Annotated in this window: 14 protein-coding genes; 5 read left to right on the forward strand and 9 right to left on the reverse strand. The window is 73.7% G+C overall.

All coding sequences use genetic code 11. From position 1 onward, the window contains the following. Positions 1–379 precede the first annotated feature (379 nt). The 6 genes from pseI to pseB are packed head-to-tail and all read right to left on the reverse strand — an operon-like array spanning position 380 to position 6,683. Positions 380–1,435 (reverse strand): pseudaminic acid synthase, encoded by a 1,056-nt coding sequence (pseI, locus tag J2S41_RS37520; RefSeq protein WP_310375446.1) that lies wholly within the window; start codon positions 1,433–1,435, stop codon positions 380–382. After that, the gene (locus J2S41_RS37525) at positions 1,432–1,959 is read right to left on the reverse strand and encodes a GNAT family N-acetyltransferase (RefSeq protein WP_310375448.1); all 528 of its coding nucleotides are present in this window, start codon (positions 1,957–1,959) and stop codon (positions 1,432–1,434) included. The genes pseI and J2S41_RS37525 overlap by 4 nt, the downstream gene beginning before the upstream one ends. After that, complete coding sequence (locus J2S41_RS37530) at positions 1,956–3,626, reverse strand: class I SAM-dependent methyltransferase (RefSeq protein ID WP_310375450.1); 1,671 nt, start codon at positions 3,624–3,626, stop codon at positions 1,956–1,958. The genes J2S41_RS37525 and J2S41_RS37530 overlap by 4 nt, the downstream gene beginning before the upstream one ends. A 31-nt stretch (positions 3,627–3,657) precedes the next feature. Then, positions 3,658–4,581 carry a hypothetical protein gene (locus tag J2S41_RS37535; RefSeq protein ID WP_310375452.1) on the reverse strand — a complete coding sequence of 308 codons (924 nt, stop codon included), beginning with the start codon at positions 4,579–4,581 and terminating at the stop codon, positions 3,658–3,660. Beyond that, complete coding sequence (locus tag J2S41_RS37540) at positions 4,581–5,705, reverse strand: DegT/DnrJ/EryC1/StrS family aminotransferase (protein ID WP_310375453.1); 1,125 nt, start codon at positions 5,703–5,705, stop codon at positions 4,581–4,583. The genes J2S41_RS37535 and J2S41_RS37540 overlap by 1 nt, the downstream gene beginning before the upstream one ends. Continuing rightward, positions 5,706–6,683, reverse strand: a complete 978-nt coding sequence (gene pseB / locus J2S41_RS37545; protein WP_310376834.1) for a UDP-N-acetylglucosamine 4,6-dehydratase (inverting) — start codon at positions 6,681–6,683, stop codon at positions 5,706–5,708. A 134-nt stretch (positions 6,684–6,817) separates the two neighbouring features. On the opposite strand from pseB, the gene J2S41_RS37550 reads away from it, so the two are divergent. The 4 genes from J2S41_RS37550 (at position 6,818) to J2S41_RS37565 (ending at position 9,953) form a co-directional block, all read left to right on the forward strand. Next, positions 6,818–7,060, forward strand: a complete 243-nt coding sequence (locus J2S41_RS37550; protein ID WP_310375455.1) for an acyl carrier protein — start codon at positions 6,818–6,820, stop codon at positions 7,058–7,060. Beyond that, positions 7,053–7,760, forward strand: coding sequence for an SDR family NAD(P)-dependent oxidoreductase (locus tag J2S41_RS37555; protein WP_310375457.1), 708 nt, complete (start codon positions 7,053–7,055; stop codon positions 7,758–7,760). Before J2S41_RS37550 ends, J2S41_RS37555 begins: the two co-directional genes overlap by 8 nt. 69 nt (positions 7,761–7,829) lie before the next feature. Beyond that, the gene (locus tag J2S41_RS37560) at positions 7,830–9,296 is read left to right on the forward strand and encodes an AMP-binding protein (protein WP_310375458.1); all 1,467 of its coding nucleotides are present in this window, start codon (positions 7,830–7,832) and stop codon (positions 9,294–9,296) included. A 180-nt stretch (positions 9,297–9,476) separates the two neighbouring features. Beyond that, complete coding sequence (locus J2S41_RS37565) at positions 9,477–9,953, forward strand: CAP domain-containing protein (RefSeq protein WP_310375460.1); 477 nt, start codon at positions 9,477–9,479, stop codon at positions 9,951–9,953. 47 nt (positions 9,954–10,000) lie between these two features. Here the strand turns inward: J2S41_RS37565 and J2S41_RS37570 are convergent, their stop codons facing one another. From J2S41_RS37570 to J2S41_RS37580, 3 genes are read right to left on the reverse strand one after another with little or no spacing between them, the layout of a single operon-like run. After that, complete coding sequence (locus J2S41_RS37570; protein ID WP_310375462.1) at positions 10,001–11,335, reverse strand: ATP-binding protein; 1,335 nt, start codon at positions 11,333–11,335, stop codon at positions 10,001–10,003. A gap of 49 nt (positions 11,336–11,384) precedes the next feature. Further along, positions 11,385–13,025, reverse strand: coding sequence for a phospho-sugar mutase (locus J2S41_RS37575; RefSeq protein ID WP_310375463.1), 1,641 nt, complete (start codon positions 13,023–13,025; stop codon positions 11,385–11,387). A 56-nt stretch (positions 13,026–13,081) separates the two neighbouring features. Then, on the reverse strand, positions 13,082–15,067 hold the full coding sequence (locus J2S41_RS37580) for a serine/threonine-protein kinase (protein ID WP_310375465.1): 1,986 nt from the start codon (positions 15,065–15,067) through the stop codon (positions 13,082–13,084). Between the two features lie 226 nt (positions 15,068–15,293). On the opposite strand from J2S41_RS37580, the gene J2S41_RS37585 reads away from it, so the two are divergent. Further along, positions 15,294–16,874 carry an acyl-CoA mutase large subunit family protein gene (locus tag J2S41_RS37585; RefSeq protein WP_310375467.1) on the forward strand — a complete coding sequence of 527 codons (1,581 nt, stop codon included), beginning with the start codon at positions 15,294–15,296 and terminating at the stop codon, positions 16,872–16,874. Positions 16,875–17,008 lie beyond the last annotated feature (134 nt).

The following is a 17,008-nucleotide window of genomic DNA, read 5'->3' on the forward strand; positions in this document are numbered from 1 at the left end:
CCTCGCGCGGCGCCTCCTCGCGCGGCGCCCCTCCTCGCGCGGCGCCTCCTCGCGCGGCGCCCCTCCTCGCGCGGCGCCTCCTCGCGCGGCGCCCCTCCTCGCGCGGCGCCTCCTCGCGCGGCGCCCCTCCTCGCGCGGCGCCTCCTCGCGCGGCGCCCCTCCTCGCCGATCTAGGCCGGATTCACGCGACCGGAGATCAATGCGCCGGAATCCGCCCTAGATCGCCGCGGGAGGCGCGCAGCCGCGGGAGGCGCGCAGCCGCGGGAGGCGCGCAGCCGCGGGAGGCGCGCAGCCGCGCCAGGCGGGCCCGCCGGGTGAGCCGGGCGAGGCCGTCGGAATGCGCCAGGTCGTGGGAGCTGGGCGAGGGCTGCGCGGAGGGTTAGACGATGTCCCAGGTGAGTGGGGTGCCCTTGGGGTAGGAGGAGCGGAAGGTGCGGCCGAGGACGAGGTCGATGTCGCCGGGTGGGAGGCCGCCGGCGGGACGGATGGAGCGCACGTTGTCCCGGGTGACGGTGTCGCCGGCGGCCACGTCCTCCACCACGTAGAGCGAGCGCCGGTAGCGCAGGCCCTCCTCCTCGGACTGGTCCGCGCCGATCCGGGGCGAGCCGAGCGCGGCGTGCGCCCGCCGGGCCTCGACCACCAGCGCCGCCAGTTCGGCCGGCTCCAGCGAGAACTCCGCGTCCACGCCGCCCTCGGCGCGGGACAGCGTCACGTGCTTCTCGATCACGGCGGCGCCGAGCGCCACGGACGCGACCGCCACGCCGATGCCGGGCGTGTGGTCGGAGAGCCCGGCGACGGTGTCGAACGCGTCCGCCAGCACCGGGATGCGCCGCAGGTTCGCGGCCTCCACCGGCGCCGGGTAGGTGGCGGTGCAGGACAGCAGGATCGGGTGGGCGCAGCCGGCGCCGCGCGCGGCCCGGACCGCCTCGTCGATCTCGGCGATGCTGGCCATCCCGGTCGACATGATCAGCGGCTTGCCGGTGGACGCGGCGAGCCGGATCAGCGGCAGGTCCACCAGCTCGGACGAGGCGATCTTGTACGCCGGCGCGTTCAGCTTCTCCAGCAGGTCGACAGCGGTCGGGTCGAACGGGCTGGAGAAGACCGTCAGGCCGCGCTCCCGGGCCCGGTCGAAGATCGGCTCGTGCCACTCCCAGGGCGTGTGCGCGCGCTCGTACAGCCGGTAGAGGTTCTCGCCGCCCCACAGCTCGTGGCCGTCGCTGATCCGGAAGCGCGGGCCGTCCACGTCGATGGTGAGCGTGTCCGCCCGGTACGTCTGGATCTTGAGGGCGGACGCGCCGGCGTCCGCGATCGCGTCCACGATCCGCAGCGCGCGGCCGAGGTCGCCGTTGTGGTTGCCGGACATCTCGGCGATGACGAACGGCGGGTGTGCCGTGCCGACGTGCTGGTGGTCGATGCGGGTCTGGCGGGCCGTCATGCGGGTTCTTCCTCTCGATAGGCGGCGGCCGTGAGCGCGTACCGCACGACCGTCTCCGGCTCGCCGTCCACGTCCCGCCGGTACTCGCCGGTGACGGTGAAGCCGAAGCGCTCGTGCAGCTTGATCACGGCCGAGTTCTTCGCCAGCGCCTCGCCGCGCAGCTCGGCGTACCCGGCGGGGCCGAACGCGTGGTCCAGCGTGGCGATCTCGGTGGCGATCCAGGTGGGCAGCAGCGCGCGGCGCGCCTCCAGCCCGTCCACGTCCAGGTAGAAGCTCCAGTCGGCGCCGCCGCCGGCGTCGTCGAAGAGGACCACGCCGACCGGCTCGCCGTCCGCGCAGGCGATGTGCAGGTGCCGGGCGTCGTCCGCGGCCACCCGCGACCACCAGGCCGCGTGCTCGTCCGGCGCGATCACGTGCGTGGTGAAGCTGGCCTGGCGTACCACCTCGTGGTTGCGCCAGCGCAGCACCCGGTCGCGATCGTCGTCCGTGGCCGGGCGCAGCCTCACGGTCGGTACGGGGCTCATCGGCCACTCCTGGACACTCGTTTGACGGTCTGGCGGGCCAGCCGCAGCGGCGCGGTGACCGCGCGGCCGACCAGGAAGCTGCGCGAGTTCTCGTAGTGGTGCAGGCGGCGCTCGTGCTCCCGGTGCGAGGTGCGCACCCGCTCCTCCCACCAGGCGATCTCGTCGCGGGCCTGGGCCAGCTCCGCGGCCAGCCGGTCCATCGCGCCGGTCATCGCGCGCCAGTCCCGCGCGGCCAGCGCGGTGTGCCGCGCGGTGACCGTGCCCAGCTCGCAGCGCAGTTCCTGCTCGGCCTGCTCGGTGAGCAGCCAGCGCGCGGCCTGGATCTCGCACTCCAGCGCCACGGCCCCGCGCGCGGCCTCGCGGGTCAGCGGGCGACCCGCCGCCGCGGCCAGCGACACGGTCAGGCTCTCCACGTCCAGGCTGGTCGGCCACGGGTGCGGGAGCCCGGAGGTGAGCAGCGTGACCGCGAACCCGCGCAGCGCCCGGGCCAGCACCTCGTCCACCGGGATCGGCGCGGACAGGTGCCAGGACGGGTCCAGCAGCTCGTGCCGGGTGCCGTCGGTGAGCACGTTGTCGCAGGTGGCGAACGCGAGGTGGCCGCTGGGCGGCGAGCCGGCCAGCCAGTCCGCGTACCCGCGCAGCAGCCCGCGGACCGCCGGCAGGTCGTGCTCCGCGCATGCGGCCAGCAGCAGCTCCTCCAGCAGCCGATCCGGCGCGACCCGGCCGGTGAGCAGCTCCGGCATGCGGGTGACCCGGCCGACCAGGCGCAGCGTGGCGCCGGAGTCGGACAGCAGGCGGCGGGACCACTGGCCGTCGTCGGCGCGCTCGTAGGCGACCGCGGTGTCCCAGTGCGCGGCGTGCGCGCCGCCGGCGATGAACGCGGGGGGCAGCGGCTCGCGCGGGCACACCGGCCGGCGCCCGGCCGCCACCACCCAGCCCGGCGCGAGCTGCGCGCCCATCCCGGCGCGCAGCGCGGCACCGGCGAGCCGGCGCGGATCGTCCAGCAGCGGCCGGCGGCGGGTGGCGGCGGCGAACGCGGCGGCGGCCTCCGCGGCCAGCAGCGGCACCGTGCCGGAGGCGGCGTCCAGTTCGGGGGTACGGGCCAGCACGGTCGGCCGGGCCGGATCCGCGAACGCCGCGTAGCTCGGCGCCACGTGCAGCCCCGCCTCGCGCAGCCGCGCCACCAGCGCGCTGTGCCCGACCGGCTCGGCCGGGTCCGGCGCGGGCAGCCCGCCGGCCGCGGTCAACCGGTGCACGCCGAGCGCGTTCTCCACGCCGAGCAGCAGCACGCCGTCGCCGGCCGCCGCGCCGATCAGCCGGTCCAGCGCGGCCGGCCAGGACAGCCGGGCGCCGTCCGGGCCGTGCAGCCGGCCCAGCCCGGCCAGCGCCAGCACCAGGTCGTGGTCGCCGGCCGGGGTGAACCTGTCCAGGCTGCCGCAGAGCACCCGCACGCGCGGGTTGCGCTCGTGCCGCCGGGCCAGCGCCTGCGCGTCCACGTGCGAGCGGATCAGGCAGGTGACGGCCGCGCACCGGTCGGCGAGCGCGTCGGTCAGCTCGGTGGTGTGCGGGCCGGCGACCAGCACCCGGCTCTCCGCGTCCGCGTACGCGCCGGCCAGCAGCTCGAACGCCGCGCCGCCGGCCGCGTGCCCGGCGTCGGAGTGCGCCATGGTCTCGCCGCCGATGAGACGGAAGGATTGATCAAGATCTGACACGGCTCGCCCTCGGATCCGGAGTGGCCTGTGCGGGAAGGGGTGGTTCCTGGGGCCAGCCGAGGAGGTCGCGCAGCTCCTCCGGGCCGGCCAGGTGGTCGAGTCCGAGCTCGGTGCGGGCCGCCTCGCGCGCGGCCCGGGGGTCGATCTGCTCGCCGTGCAGCGCGGACCACTGGCGCCGCACCCGGGCGTGGCCGCCGTACCGGGGGTCCTCGCCGGTGAGCGTCATCGGGTCGCCGTAGACGGCCGGTTCGCAGCCGGCCGCGATGCCGTAGAAGATCGCGGTGGAGAGCCGGTTGGACGCGACCCGGCGGTGTCCGCGCAGCTCGGCGAGCTGGCGGTCGAGGAATTGCGGGTCGGTGCCGCGCCACTTCAGCCCGCGGCGGCCGTGGCAGACGACGCGGAAGCCGGCCCGCTCGTACCGGGTGCGTACCCGCCGGTCGTCGTGGTCCTGCCAGTAGAGACAGACGGTGACCGGCTCGGTCTCCACCGATCTGATCGTGTCGATCAGCGCGTCGTGGTCGCCGCGGACCTTCTGCCGCTCCCAGCCGTGGAACGGGTACCAGATGGTGCCGGTCCGCCGCATGTCGCTCTGCCGCGGCACGCTCAGCGCCGGCGGCGCTAGCCGGGGCCGCTCGGCGGCCAGCACCCGGTCCGCGTGCGCGATCAGGTACGCGAACGGCGCGCCGATCACCACCGCCGGCCGACCGGCCAGCCGCGCGCGCCGGGCCGTGGCCGCGGACCAGGCGAACGTGGGCCGCCCGGCGACCAGCCGCGTGCCCTCGCCCAGCCCGTCGCCGATGTTCCACCCGTGCTGGAGGTAGCCGGCGATCCGCGGCGGGTCCGTGTCGTCCAGTCCGCAGTACCGGGCCAGCACGTGCGCGTGGCCGTAGAAGTGGTTCGCGTGGTGCATCAGCCCAGGACGGCCCGCAGCGCCTCGACGGCCCGCTCCTGGTCGGCGTCCGTGAGGTCGGCGAAGAGCGGCAGCGAGAGCTGCTCGTCGTAGAACCGCTCGGCGGCCGGGCACATGCCGCGCCGGTAGCCGAGGTCGGCGAAGACCGGGTGCAGGTGCACCGGCAGGTAGTTGACCTGCACGCCGATCCCGGCGGCGCGCATGCGCTGGTAGACCTCGCGGCGGCGGCCGTGGGCGATCCGCACCGGGTAGAGGTGCCACGTCGGGTCGGCCCAGGCGCGCTGCACCGGCAGGCTCAGCCCGGGCACTCCGGCCAGCATCTCGTTGTAGCGGGCGACCAGCCGGGCCCGGGCCGCCTTGAACTGGCCGAGCCGGCGCAGCTGGCTGAGCCCGAGCGCACAGAGCACGTCCGGCAGCCGGTAGTTCAGGCCGAACGAGTGCACCTCCTGGTGCCAGCCGCCCTCGTCCGGCGCGCGCATCAGCTCGCGGTCGCGGACCATGCCCTGGTTGGCGAAGCGCCGGGCCCGGCCCAGCACCGCCGGGTCGGTGGCCGCCACCGCGCCGCCCTCGGCCGTGGTCAGGTTCTTGGTCGGGAAGAACGACAGCGTGGTCACGTCCGCCAGCGAGCCGACCGGCACGCCGCGGTAGACGGAGCCGATCGAGTGCGCGGCGTCGCCGATCAGCACCGCGTCCGCGCGCCGGGCCACCTTGGTCAGCGCCTCGTACTCGGCCGGGTGGCCGGCGTAGTCGACCGCGGTGATCGCCCTGGTCCGGGTGCCGATCGCGGCGTCGACCGCGGCCGCGTCCAGGTTCGCGGTCTCCTCCTCCACGTCGGCGAACACGATCCTGGCGCCGTGCAGCGCGGCCGTGGCCGCGGTGGCGGCGAACGTGATCGGCGTGGTGATCACCTCGTCGCCGGGCCGGATCCCGACCGCCGCGTACGCCGTGTGCAGCGCCGCGGTCCCGGACGTGACGGCCACGCAGCCGGTGCCGCCGAGGTTCGCGGTGAGCGCCGCCTCGAACGCGCCGACGGTGGGGCCGGTGGTCAGGAAGTCACCCCGGAGCGCGGCCGTGACCGCGGCGATGTCGTCGTCGTCGATGGACTGGCGTCCGTAGGGGAGCATTCAGGCACCTGTGCCGATCATGTCGCGCAGCTCGTCGATGGAGAGCCACAGGTCGTTGGTGTCGGAGCGGTAGACGAAGTCGTCGGCGACCGGCTCGCCACCGGCCGGCGGCGTGTAGCCCCAGGACGCGATGGTCGGCTGGACCACGTACCGGTCGGGCAGGCGCAGCGTCCGCGGCGCGTCGTCCAGCGCGATCATCTCCTCGTGCAGCTTCTCGCCGGGGCGGATGCCGATCTCGTACGTGGAGACGTCCGGCGCGACCGCGTTGGCCAGGTCGAGGATGCGCATCGAGGGGATTCGCGGCACGAACAGCTCGCCGCCGTGCATCAGGTCGAACGAGGTGGAGACGAAGCGCACGGCCTGGTCCAGCGTGATCCAGAAGCGGGTCATCCGCTTGTCCGTGATCGGCAGGCTGCGCCCCTCCGCGTGCAGCCTGCGGAAGAACGGCACCACCGAGCCGCGGCTGCCGACCACGTTGCCGTAGCGCACCACCGCGAACCGGGTCGGGTGGTTGGCCGCGTAGTGGTTCGCGGAGATGAAGATCTTGTCGGCGGTCAGCTTGGTGGCGCCGTACAGGTTGATCGGGCTGGACGCCTTGTCGGTGGAGAGCGCCACCACCTTCGTGACGCCGCAGTCGATCGCGGCCTCGACCACGTTCTGCGATCCGTACACGTTGGTGCGGACGAACTCGAACGGGTTGTACTCCGCGGTGTCCACCTGCTTGAGCGCGGCCGCGTGCACCACGAAGTCGACGCCGTGCATGGCCCGGGTGAGCCGCTCGCGGTCGCGCACGTCGCCGATGAACCAGCGCAGCCGCGGGTCGTCGCCCAGTAGCTGCCGCGTCTCGTACTGCTTCAGCTCGTCGCGGGAGAACACCACCAGCCGCTTCGGGTTCAGGTGATCGAGGGCGTAGCGCAGGAACGCCTTGCCCAGCGAGCCCGTACCCCCGGTGATCAGAATCGCCGACCCGGTCAGCACGCTCACGGTGAAAACCCCCTGGTACCTCGACTATGCGATTGCCACCCGACCTAACGACCAAGCATCTTGATCGTTCGTTGGACAGGCGGAAGAAAAGCAGCAGAACGCTAAAAATCGCCGCAAAGGAGTCTTCTTTGCCACCCCTGGACCGCCTGCGCGAGGTGTTTCGCGCGTCGCTCGAGCTCCCGGCCGACGCCGTCGTCGACGGCCTGGAGTACCGCGGCATCGAGAAGTGGGACTCGCTGGCGCACATGGCCCTGGTCGCCGCGCTGGAGCAGGCCTTCGACGTCATGATCGACACCGAGGACGTGCTGGCCATCAGCTCGTTCACGGCGGCCCGCAAGGTGCTGGAGCGCCAGGGGGTCGACTTTGACTAGCCGCGTCGCGCTGATCACCGGCGCGTCGCGCGGCATCGGCCGGGCCGTCGCCGCCCGCCTGGCCGCGGACGGCCACACGCTCTGCCTGCACGCCAGCCGGGCGGAGCACGTGGACTTTCCCGGGGCGCTCGCGGTCGGCGGCGACGTCGCCGACGCGGACGCGATGAAGGCGGTGGCCCGGGAGATCTTCACCGCCCACCGCCGCCTGGACGCGCTGGTGATCAACGCGGGTACGCACGACGCCGCGATGCTCGGCGCGATGCCGGCCGCCGCGGTGGACCGGCTGTTCGCGGTCAACGCGGCCGGCGCCACGCACACGCTGCAGGCCTCGATCAGCCTGCTCCGCCGTGGCGACCGGCCCGCCGTCGTGCTGGTCTCCTCCGTCATGGGTACGGCCGGAGCCGCCGGTCAGGCCGTCTACGGCGCCACCAAGGCCGCGGTCGCCGGGCTGGCCCGCGCCGCCGCCAAGGAGCTCGGCCCGCTCGGCATCCGGGTCAACGCGGTCGCGCCCGGCTTCGTCGACACGGACATGCTGGCTTCGCTTCCCGAGGCGCAGCGCAAGGAGCGGATCGCGGCCACCGCGCTCGGCCGGCTCGGCACCGCGGACGACGTCGCCGCCGCCGTCGCGTTCCTGCTCGGCCCGGACGCCGGCTTCGTCACCGGCCAGGTGCTGGGCGTGGACGGCGGGCTGACCGTATGAGCCGGCTTGCGAGCGAATCACCGGCTCGGTGCCGACCACGGCGGACCGCGGCGCTGAGGGGAGGCCGGCATGAGGCTCGGTGACGCGGATCGGCTGACCGTGCCCGCGCAGGCGGCCGGGTCGGCCGCGACCGGCCTCTCGGACGCGGACGCGGTCACGCTGCCGCACCCGGGCGCCGCGCTGATCGACCCGATCGCCGGCCGTGAGCTGAGCGGCTCCGCGCTGGTCGCGGCCGTGGACGCGGCCGCGGACCGGTACGCGGAGCTGCCCGCCGGGCCGGTCTTCGCGCTGACCGGCACGGACCTCGACTCGGTCGTCCGCTACCTGGGCGCGGTGCAGGCCCGGCGGCCGGTCGCGCTGCTCGACGGGAGCCTGCCCGCGGAGACGCTCGGCGACCTGATCGACCGGTACCGGCCCGGCGTGATCACCGGCGTCGCCGGCCGGACGCAGGACCGGCTCACCCCGTACCACGGGCAGGAATGTGCGGTTCTGGGACCGCTGTGGGCCGGGCCCGGCGGCGCCGAGACGCACCCGGACCTGGCGTTGCTGCTGGCGACGTCCGGCTCGACCGGCAACCCGCGGCTGGTCCGGCTGTCCCGGCACGCGCTGTTCCGGAACGTGGCCTCGGTGGTGGCGGCGCTCGGCATCGACGCCACCGAGACCACGGTCACCAGCCTGCCGCTGTTCTACACGTACGGGCTGATGGTCCTGAACACGCACCTGGCGGCCGGCGGCACCGTGCTGCTCGACCCGCGCGGGCTGCTCGACGCCGGGTTCTGGCGCACCGCGGCGGAGCGGCGGATCACGTCGCTGGCCACGGTGCCGTACCAGTGCGAGATGCTGCGCCGGATCGGCTTCGACCCGCAGACCGTGCCCACGCTGCGCACGCTCACCCAGGCCGGCGGCCGGCTGCGCGGCGACCTGGTGGTCGACTTCAGCGCGCGCATGCGCACGGCCGGCGGCGAGCTGATCGTCATGTACGGCCAGACCGAGGCCGGCCGGATGGCCGTGCTCCCGCCGGGGCTGCTGCCGGACGCCGCGGAGTCCGCCGGCGCCGCGATCCCGGGCGGCGCGTTCCTGGTCGACTCGCCGGACTCGGACGGGATCGGCGAGATCGTGTACACCGGGCCGAACGTGATGATGGGGTACGCCGACTCCGCCGCCGACCTGGTCCGCGGCGACGATCTGGCCGGCGTGCTGCCGACCGGGGACGTCGGCCGGGTGGACGAGCGCGGGCTGCTGTTCCTCAGCGGCCGGATCAAGCGGTTCAGCAAGGTCTTCGGCGTCCGCCTCAACCTGGACGACGTGGAGCGCATGCTGGCCGGGCGCGGCCCGGTCGCGGCGGTGAGCGGCGACGACCGGATCGTGGTCTACGCGGAGGCGGCCGACGACGACCTGCGCACCGTGATCCGCCACGACCTGGTCAAGCGCACCGGGCTGCACTCCACCGGCTTCGACATCCGCGCGATCGACGCGCTCCCGCTGCTGCCCAACGGGAAGATCGACTACCAGACCCTGGGTGGTATGGAGCGGTAGGTCCGGTTTCCGGGACCCCGTCGGCCTTCGGGCCGGCGGGGTCCTCGCCGTTTCCGGCCCCGCACCCGTCCGGGACCCGAGCGCTCACCGCATAGCACCCGGTCGATTCGTCAGACCCGCGAACACCCCGCCGAACGTGATGGGCGTAAGCAACGCAACGCCGATCGAGAGGCTGAATTCTTGCGCAACCTGGTCCGCTCCGCCGTTCTGACCGCCGTCACCGCCGCCGTCACGATCGGTGGCACCGCCACCGCCGCGACCGCCGCCGTCACCCCGGCCACCACGCTGGAGACCCAGGTCGTCGCCGCCACCAACACCGAGCGCGCCAAGCACGGCTGCAAGAAGCTGACCATCTCCCCCGCCCTGACCAAGGCCGCCCGCGGCCACTCCAGCGACCAGGCCAAGCACGGCTACTTCTCCCACACCGGCCGCAACGGCTCCACCTTCACCCAGCGCGTCAAGTCCGCCGGCTACGCCCCCGCCGTCGGCGAGAACATCGCCTGGGGCTACGCCGACACCACCGGCGTCATGACCGGCTGGATGAACAGCCCCGGCCACCGCAAGAACATCCTCAACTGCAAGGCCATCAAGATCGGCGTCGGCGTCGCCCGCGACGCCAAGGGCACCATCTACTGGACCCAGGAGTTCGGCGGCTGAATCGGCCCGCCACCGGGACCGGCGTCGGATGACGCCGGTCCCTTTCGCTATGCGCCGAGCAGCGCGGCCGGGACCACGGCGATGCCGTCCGCCCGGCGGTACGCGTCCCGCCCGGTGGTGATCACGGCGGCGTCCAGCAGGTCGGGGCCGAGCCGGTCGCGCAGCCAGTGCAGGTGCTTCACGTCCTCGTCGGACACGTCCGGAGCGAGCTTCACCTCCAGCGCCACCACCCGCTGATCGGCCCGCTGCACGATCAGATCCACCTCGTGCCGCCCGTCCGCCGTTCGCAGGTGGTGGACGGTCGCCTCGGCGGCCTGCGCGTACACCCGGACGCACAGCGTCACCAGCGACTCGAACATCGCGCCGAGCAGCGGCCCGGGCCGGCGCACGCCGGAGGCGGCCACCGAGTCGTCGAGCAGCGCCGGCACCTCGGCACCGAGGAGACGGCAGGCGAGCGCGGGATCGGCGAGATGATGCTTGGGTGCCGCGGCGAGCCGGGAGAAGGAGCTGCGGCTCGGCAGCCAGCCGCTGACCGGATCCAGCAGCCAGAGCTGGGTCAGGACGTCCCGATAGGCGCTGGTGGTGGTCTTCGCCGGCTTGTCCACCTCGCCGGGGGTGGCGGCGTCGAGGATGGCGCTGTATGACGCGGTCGTCGCGGTCGCGCTCGCGTAGGCCGCCAGCCAGGCCCGCAGGATGGCCGGCCGCCGGACCATGTGGCCCTGTTCCGGGAAATCCCGCTCGACGATCCGCGCCAGGTAGCCATCGAGCTGCGCGCGCCGGGCACGGGCCGGCAGCCGCCGGATGGCGGGGAAGCCGGAGCCGACGATCTCCTCCGCATAGCGCGTCAGGGTCACGTCCGACGAACCCGTGATCTCCGGCCGGTTGCCCGCGATCATCTCGGCCAGGCTCACCGTGGGCCAGGAGATCGCCCGCTCGGCGAGGCTCATCGGCCGCATGCGCAACTGGACGATGCGGCCGGCGCCGGAGTGGGTGGGCGCGGTGGTCGGTGAGGCGCTGCCGGTCAGCAGGAAGCGCGCGGGACTCGGGTCGTCGTCCACGCTGCGCCGGACGAGATCCCAGATCGCCGGCTCGCGCTGCCACTCGTCGATCAGCACCGGCCGTCCCGCGCGGTCGAGGCGTTCGGGATCGGCCCGGACGAGCTGGCGCTGCGCCGGATCGTCCATGGCGAAGACGGTTGCGGCCCGCCGCCCGGCGGTAGCCGTCTTGCCGACTCCCTTCGGCCCTTCCAAGCTGATCGCGGGAAGCCCGCTCAGGAGATCGTCGAGCTCACCGTCGACGATGCGCGGATCATAGCCTCTCACCAGCGTGATCACCGCCCTCGGCCTGCTCGGCCTACAGTTTACAGGTCTTCTGGCCTGCATTTTTCAAGGGTTCTGGACTACTTTTTTCAAGCGTCCTGGGCTGCACTTTTCACGCGCCACGGCCGAGGGCGGTGGCGATCTCGGTGCGGAGGGTGGCCAGGCGGCTGGTGGCGCGGTCCCGGGCGGCCGGGACGGGGGCGTCGCCGACCGGCTCGATGACCTCGAGATACGCCTTGAGTTTGGGCTCGGTGCCGGAGGGGCGGACCACGGCGCGGGCCGAGGCGGTGCGCAGGATGAGCACGTCCGCGTCGGGGAGCAGGTCCTCGGCGGCGGTGAGCGGCTCGCCGAGCAGCGTGGCCGGGCTCGCGGCGCGGAGCGCGGCCATCATGGTGGCGATCTCGGAGAGGTCCTGGACCCGGACGGAGAGCTGGTCGGTGGCGTGCACGCCGAACTCGGCGGCCAGCTCGTCCAGCCGGTCCGCGAGCGTGCGGCCCTCGCGCTTCAGCGCGGCGGCCAGCTCGGCGGCGAGCAGCGCGGCGGTGATCCCGTCCTTGTCGCGGACCAGGTCCGGCGCGACGCAGTAGCCGAGCGCCTCCTCGTACCCGAAGACCAGCTCGCCGCCGGTGGCGCGGACGATCCACTTGAAGCCGGTCAGCGTCTCGTCGTAGGCCCGGCCGCGCGCCGCGCACAGCGCGCGGAGCAGCGACGACGAGACGATGGTGGTCGCGAACAGGCCGTCGGTGCCGCGCCGGATCAGCGCGTCCGCCAGCAGCGCGCCCAGCTCGTCCCCGCGGAGCATGCGCCAGCCGCCGCCGGCCGGCACCGCGACCGCGCACCGGTCCGCGTCCGGGTCGTTGGCGATCGCCAGGTCCGCGCCGGACGACGCGGCCAGCGCCAGCAGCAGGTCGGTGGCGCCGGGCTCCTCCGGGTTCGGGAACGCCACGGTCGGGAAATCCGGATCGGGCTCGGCCTGCTCGGCCACCACGACCGGCGCGGCGAACCCGGCGGCCTCGAACGCGGCGGCCAGCACCGGCCCGCCGACGCCGTGCATCGGCGTGTAGGCGACGGTCAGGTCGCGGGAGCCGGCGGAGACCGTCCCGGCGGCCGCGGTGACGTAGGCGGTGACGATCTCCTCGTCCAGGACCGTGCCGTCCGGCCCGAGCGGCACGCCGGCCAGCGGCCCGACCGCGCGGATGGCGTCGGAGATGCCCGCGTCCGCCGGCGGCACGATCTGCGCGCCGTCGCCGAGCGGCCCGCCCAGCCCGTTACCCAGGTAGACCTTGTAGCCGTTGTCCCGCGGCGGGTTGTGGCTGGCGGTGACCATCACGCCGGCGGCGGCGCCGAGCCGGCGCACCGCGAACGCGAGCACCGGCGTGGGCAGCGGGCGGGGCAGCAGCAGCGCCTCCCGGCCGGCGCCGGTGGCGACCCGCGCGGTGCGCTCGGCGAACGCGCGGGAGCCGTGCCGCGCGTCGTACCCGATCACCAGCGGGCCGGTCGCGCCCTGCGCGTCGAGCCAGCGGACCAGCCCGGCGGCGGCGCCGGTGACCACCGCGAGGTTCATCCCGTTCGGCCCGGCGCGCAGCGGCCCCCGCAGCCCGGCGGTGCCGAACGTGAGCGGGCCGGCGAAGCGGTCGGCCAGCTCGGCGGGGTCGTCGAGCACCGCGCGCAACTCGTCCCGGGAGGCGGGGTCGGGGTCGTCAGCGATCCATGCCTCGGCCTGTGCGATCAGCGACTGCGCGTGCGTACTCATTGAGTCTTGATAGCACGCCGCCGGGACCGCAAGATCGCCGTCCCGGCGGTTCCGGGTCAGGACGCGGTGAGCGTGAACGTCTGCACGGTCTGGTCGTAGATCGGCCTGCTCTCCTGGAACCGGGCCTCGGTGGTGGTCAGGAAGAAGGAGTAGACCTTGCCGCCGGAGGCGACGAACCGGCGGATGCCGTGCCGGCCGGCGTCGCCCTGGCCGCAGGTGTACTCCAGCTCGATCGCCTCCTCGCCGGACATCTTCGCCGCGGTGCGCTGCACCTGCGTGTACGGCTTCGGGCAGGAGTTCGAGTTCTTTTCCAGGAAGCCCTCCGCCGCGTTGACGAAGTTCTCCAGGTTGCCGCCGTTCTCCACCGTTATGCGCAGCCGGCGGCCCTTGTCCTCCGGGTCGGTGAAGTCGACGTAGACCCGCTGCTCCGCGTCGTCGACCTTCCAGCCGGCCGGCACCTGCACCGAGATGCCGCGGTTCGCGTACTCCTCGACCGGGATGGTCGGCGCGGCCGGCTCGGACGCGGTGGGACCGCCGCCCGCGACCGGTGCCGGCGTCGGTGACTCCTGGCCGCCGCCCAGGTTGAACAGCACGATGACCAGGATCAGCGCGGCGGCGGTGCCGGCCGCGGCGAGCGCCTGGGTGCGGCGCGGCCAGGACCGGACCGTGTCCACGGTGCGCACGCCGATCCGCTTCGCGGAGTCGAGCGCGCCGGCGGCGCCACCGGCACTGCGCGGTGACCCGCCGTACACCCCGCCCTGGGACATGCCGGGCGCCATGCCGGTCGGTGCCATGCCGGCCGGCACCATGCCGGTCGGTGCCATGCCGGGGTAGCCGCCGTGCGGCGGAAGCTGGTGGGTGGTGTCGCCGTGCGACTGCCACGGCGCGCCCATCGGTGGCGGACCGGCCTGCATGCCGCCGTAGCCGGCGGGGGAGACCGGGGACGCGGGCGCGCCGCCGGACTGCTCGCCCGACTGGATCTTGCGGAGCCGGTCGGTCAGCGACTCGCCGGGAGCCAGCATGGCCGGGCCGCCGATCTGGCCGCTCGGCGGCGGCTTCGGCGGGGCGAGCGGCGCGGGCGACTGCGGCGCGTTCGGGTTCTGCCGGGGGCGCTGGGCGGGGACCACCGCGTACGGATCGGTGGCCATGTGCGGCGGCACGTTGCTGGCCAGCGGGCCGGCCAGCAGCTCGCGCAGCAGTCGGCGGGCGGTGTTGACGTCCATCCGCCGGTCGGGGTCCTTCTCCAGCAGCCCGAGCAGCACGTTCGCCAGGGAGCCGGCGCGGACCGGCTGGAGCGGCGGGTCCTCGACCACCGAGTGCATGGTCTCGATCGGGTCGCCCTTGTCGAACGGCGGCCGGCCCTCGACCGCGGTGAAGAGCGTCACACCGAGCGAGAAGAGGTCGCTGGGCGGGCCGAAGGCCTGGCCCATGGCCCGCTCCGGCGAGATGAAGTGCGGCGAGCCGAGCACCATGCCGGGCGTGGTGAGCTGCACGTCCGTGGGCATGCGGGCGACGCCGAAGTCGGTGAGCACGCACCGGCCGTCGGAGGCGATCAGCACGTTCGCCGGCTTCACGTCGCGGTGCAGCACGCCGGCCGCGTGCGCGACCTCGAGCGCGCCGAGCAGCGCGATCCCGATCTTGGCGACCGCGCGCGGCGCCAGCGGGCCGTCCTCGATGATCATGTCGGCCAGGGAGCGCGCGTCCAGCAGCTCCATCACGATCCACGGACGGCCGCCCTCGTGGACCACGTCGTAGACCTGGACGACCGCGGGGTGTTGCAGCGCGGCGGCGGCGCGGGCCTCGCGCAGCGTCCGCTCGTACATCTGGTCCCGGTCGCTGGGGGCGAGCCCCGGCGGCAGGATGACCTCCTTGACCGCGACGTCGCGGCGCAGCAGCGTGTCGGACGCGCGCCACACGGTGCCCATGCCGCCGTGGCCCACCGCGGTGCGCAGGCTGTACCTGCCGCCGATGGTCGCGCCGGGGACGGCACGGCCTCCGGTCGGGCCGACAGAGGGGCTGTTCCACGTCGGAATCTGTGTCACTGGAAATGCCGCCCGGGGGAGTCGTGGGCCGGAACCAACCCCCCTATCTTGCGGGGTGGCTCGCCGTGAGGAAAGGTGCGGGGTACCAACTCTCCGCGAACTCGACCCTGTGTGTCCGCCGAGTGGCCCTCGGTCTATGTTTTATCGCGGGTGCGCAACGATGCCCGAACCGGCGGTGCGAAATACCTCACCCATCGATGGTGTCCCGAGTCATAGGATCGTCGAAATGAGGGATCGTTCAGGGGAGTCGGGTTTCCCGATCAAGCCGGTCTACGACGAGTCCGACCTCCCGCCCGGCTTGGCCGAGCGCCTCGGCGCGCCGGGGGCGTACCCGTACACGCGTGGCGTCTATCCGACCATGTATACGACCCGCCCGTGGACCATGCGGCAGTACGCCGGCTTCGGCACCGCGGCCGAGTCCAACGCCCGCTACCACGCGCTGCTCGCGGCCGGGACCATGGGCCTGTCCGTGGCGTTCGACCTGCCCACGCAGATGGGGTACGACTCGGACGAGCCGATCGCGCACGGCGAGGTGGGCAAGGTCGGCGTGGCGATCGACTCGATCGACGACATGCGGCTGCTGTTCGGCGGCATTCCGCTGGACAAGGTCTCCACGTCCATGACGATCAACGCGCCGGGCTCCGTGCTGCTGCTGCTCTATCAGCTGGTGGCGGAGGAGAATGGGATTCCCGGATCGGCGCTGAACGGCACGATCCAGAACGACATTCTCAAGGAGTACATCGCGCGGGGCACCTACATCTTCCCGCCGAAACCGTCGTTGCGGCTGGTCGCGGACACGTTCGCGTACTGCCGCAAGGAGACGCCGAAATGGAACACGATCTCCATCTCCGGCTATCACATGGCGGAGGCCGGCGCGACGCCCGTGCAGGAGGTCGCGTTCACGCTGGCCAACGGCGTGGAGTACGTGCGCGCCGCGATCGAGGCCGGCCTGGCCGTCGACGACTTCGCGCCCCGGCTGTCGTTCTTCTTCGTGGCCCGCACCACGCTGCTGGAGGAGGTCGCGAAGTTCCGCGCGGCGCGGCGCATCTGGGCCGGCCTGATGCGCGACGAGTTCGGCGCCACCGACCCGAAGTCGTTGATGCTGCGCTTCCACACCCAGACCGCGGGCGTGCAGCTCACCGCGCAGCAGCCGGAGGTGAACCTGATCCGGGTCGCGGTGCAGGCGCTCGGCGCGGTCCTGGGCGGCACCCAGTCGCTGCACACCAACTCGTACGACGAGGCGATCGCGCTGCCCACCGAGAAGGCGGCCCGGCTCGCGCTGCGCACCCAGCAGGTGCTCGCGCACGAGACCGACCTGACCGCGACCGTGGACCCGTTCGCCGGCTCGTACGTGGTGGAGGCGATGACCGACGAGATCGAGCGTGGCGCCCGCGAGCTGATCGACCGGGTCTTCGCGTTCGGCTCCTCGGTGGCGGCGATCGAGGCCGGGTTCCAGAAGCGGGAGATCGAGGCGTCCGCGTACCGGACCGCTCAGGAGATCGACGCCGGTGACCGCGTGGTGGTCGGCGTCAACCGGTTCGCGACCGACACCGAGGAGCCGTACGAGCCGCTGCGCGTGGACCCGGCGATCGAGGCCGCGCAGGCCGAGCGGCTGGCCCGGCTGCGCGCCGAGCGGGACGGTGACGCGGTGACGCGGGCGCTGTCGACGCTGCGTGACGCCGCCGCCGGTACCGAGAACGTGCTCTATCCGATGCGTGAGGCGCTGCGTGCGCGGGCTACCGTGGGTGAGGTCTGCCATGCCCTCCGCGACGTCTGGGGCACTTATCGCCCGTCCGAGACGTTCTGACCGCGCGGTGATCACTCGAACGAGTGGCGATCACCGATCCCGCCGCGCGGTGTGCGTTTGGCCTCATGGGGTACCAAGGAACGAGCGGCGGACCCTGCCGAAAGCGCGATAACGCCCCCTTGACCAGGGGTAAT

This window comes from Catenuloplanes atrovinosus (assembly GCF_031458235.1).
GTDB classification, from domain to species: Bacteria; Actinomycetota; Actinomycetes; order Mycobacteriales; family Micromonosporaceae; genus Catenuloplanes; species Catenuloplanes atrovinosus.

Bases quoted from the DNA above. Each gene is read 5' to 3' on its own strand.
- J2S41_RS37560 (WP_310375458.1), top strand. From the start codon at position 7,830: ATGAGGCTCGGTGACGCGGATCGGCTGACCGTGCCCGCGCAGGCGGCC.
- J2S41_RS37535 (WP_310375452.1), bottom strand. From the start codon at position 4,581: ATGCACCACGCGAACCACTTCTACGGCCACGCGCACGTGCTGGCCCGG.
- J2S41_RS37570 (WP_310375462.1), bottom strand. From the start codon at position 11,335: ATGCAGGCCAGAAGACCTGTAAACTGTAGGCCGAGCAGGCCGAGGGCG.
- J2S41_RS37585 (WP_310375467.1), top strand. From the start codon at position 15,294: ATGAGGGATCGTTCAGGGGAGTCGGGTTTCCCGATCAAGCCGGTCTAC.
- J2S41_RS37525 (WP_310375448.1), bottom strand. From the start codon at position 1,959: ATGAGCCCCGTACCGACCGTGAGGCTGCGCCCGGCCACGGACGACGAT.
- pseI (WP_310375446.1), bottom strand. From the start codon at position 1,435: ATGACGGCCCGCCAGACCCGCATCGACCACCAGCACGTCGGCACGGCA.
- J2S41_RS37540 (WP_310375453.1), bottom strand. From the start codon at position 5,705: ATGCTCCCCTACGGACGCCAGTCCATCGACGACGACGACATCGCCGCG.
- J2S41_RS37530 (WP_310375450.1), bottom strand. From the start codon at position 3,626: ATGGCGCACTCCGACGCCGGGCACGCGGCCGGCGGCGCGGCGTTCGAG.
- J2S41_RS37575 (WP_310375463.1), bottom strand. From the start codon at position 13,025: ATGAGTACGCACGCGCAGTCGCTGATCGCACAGGCCGAGGCATGGATC.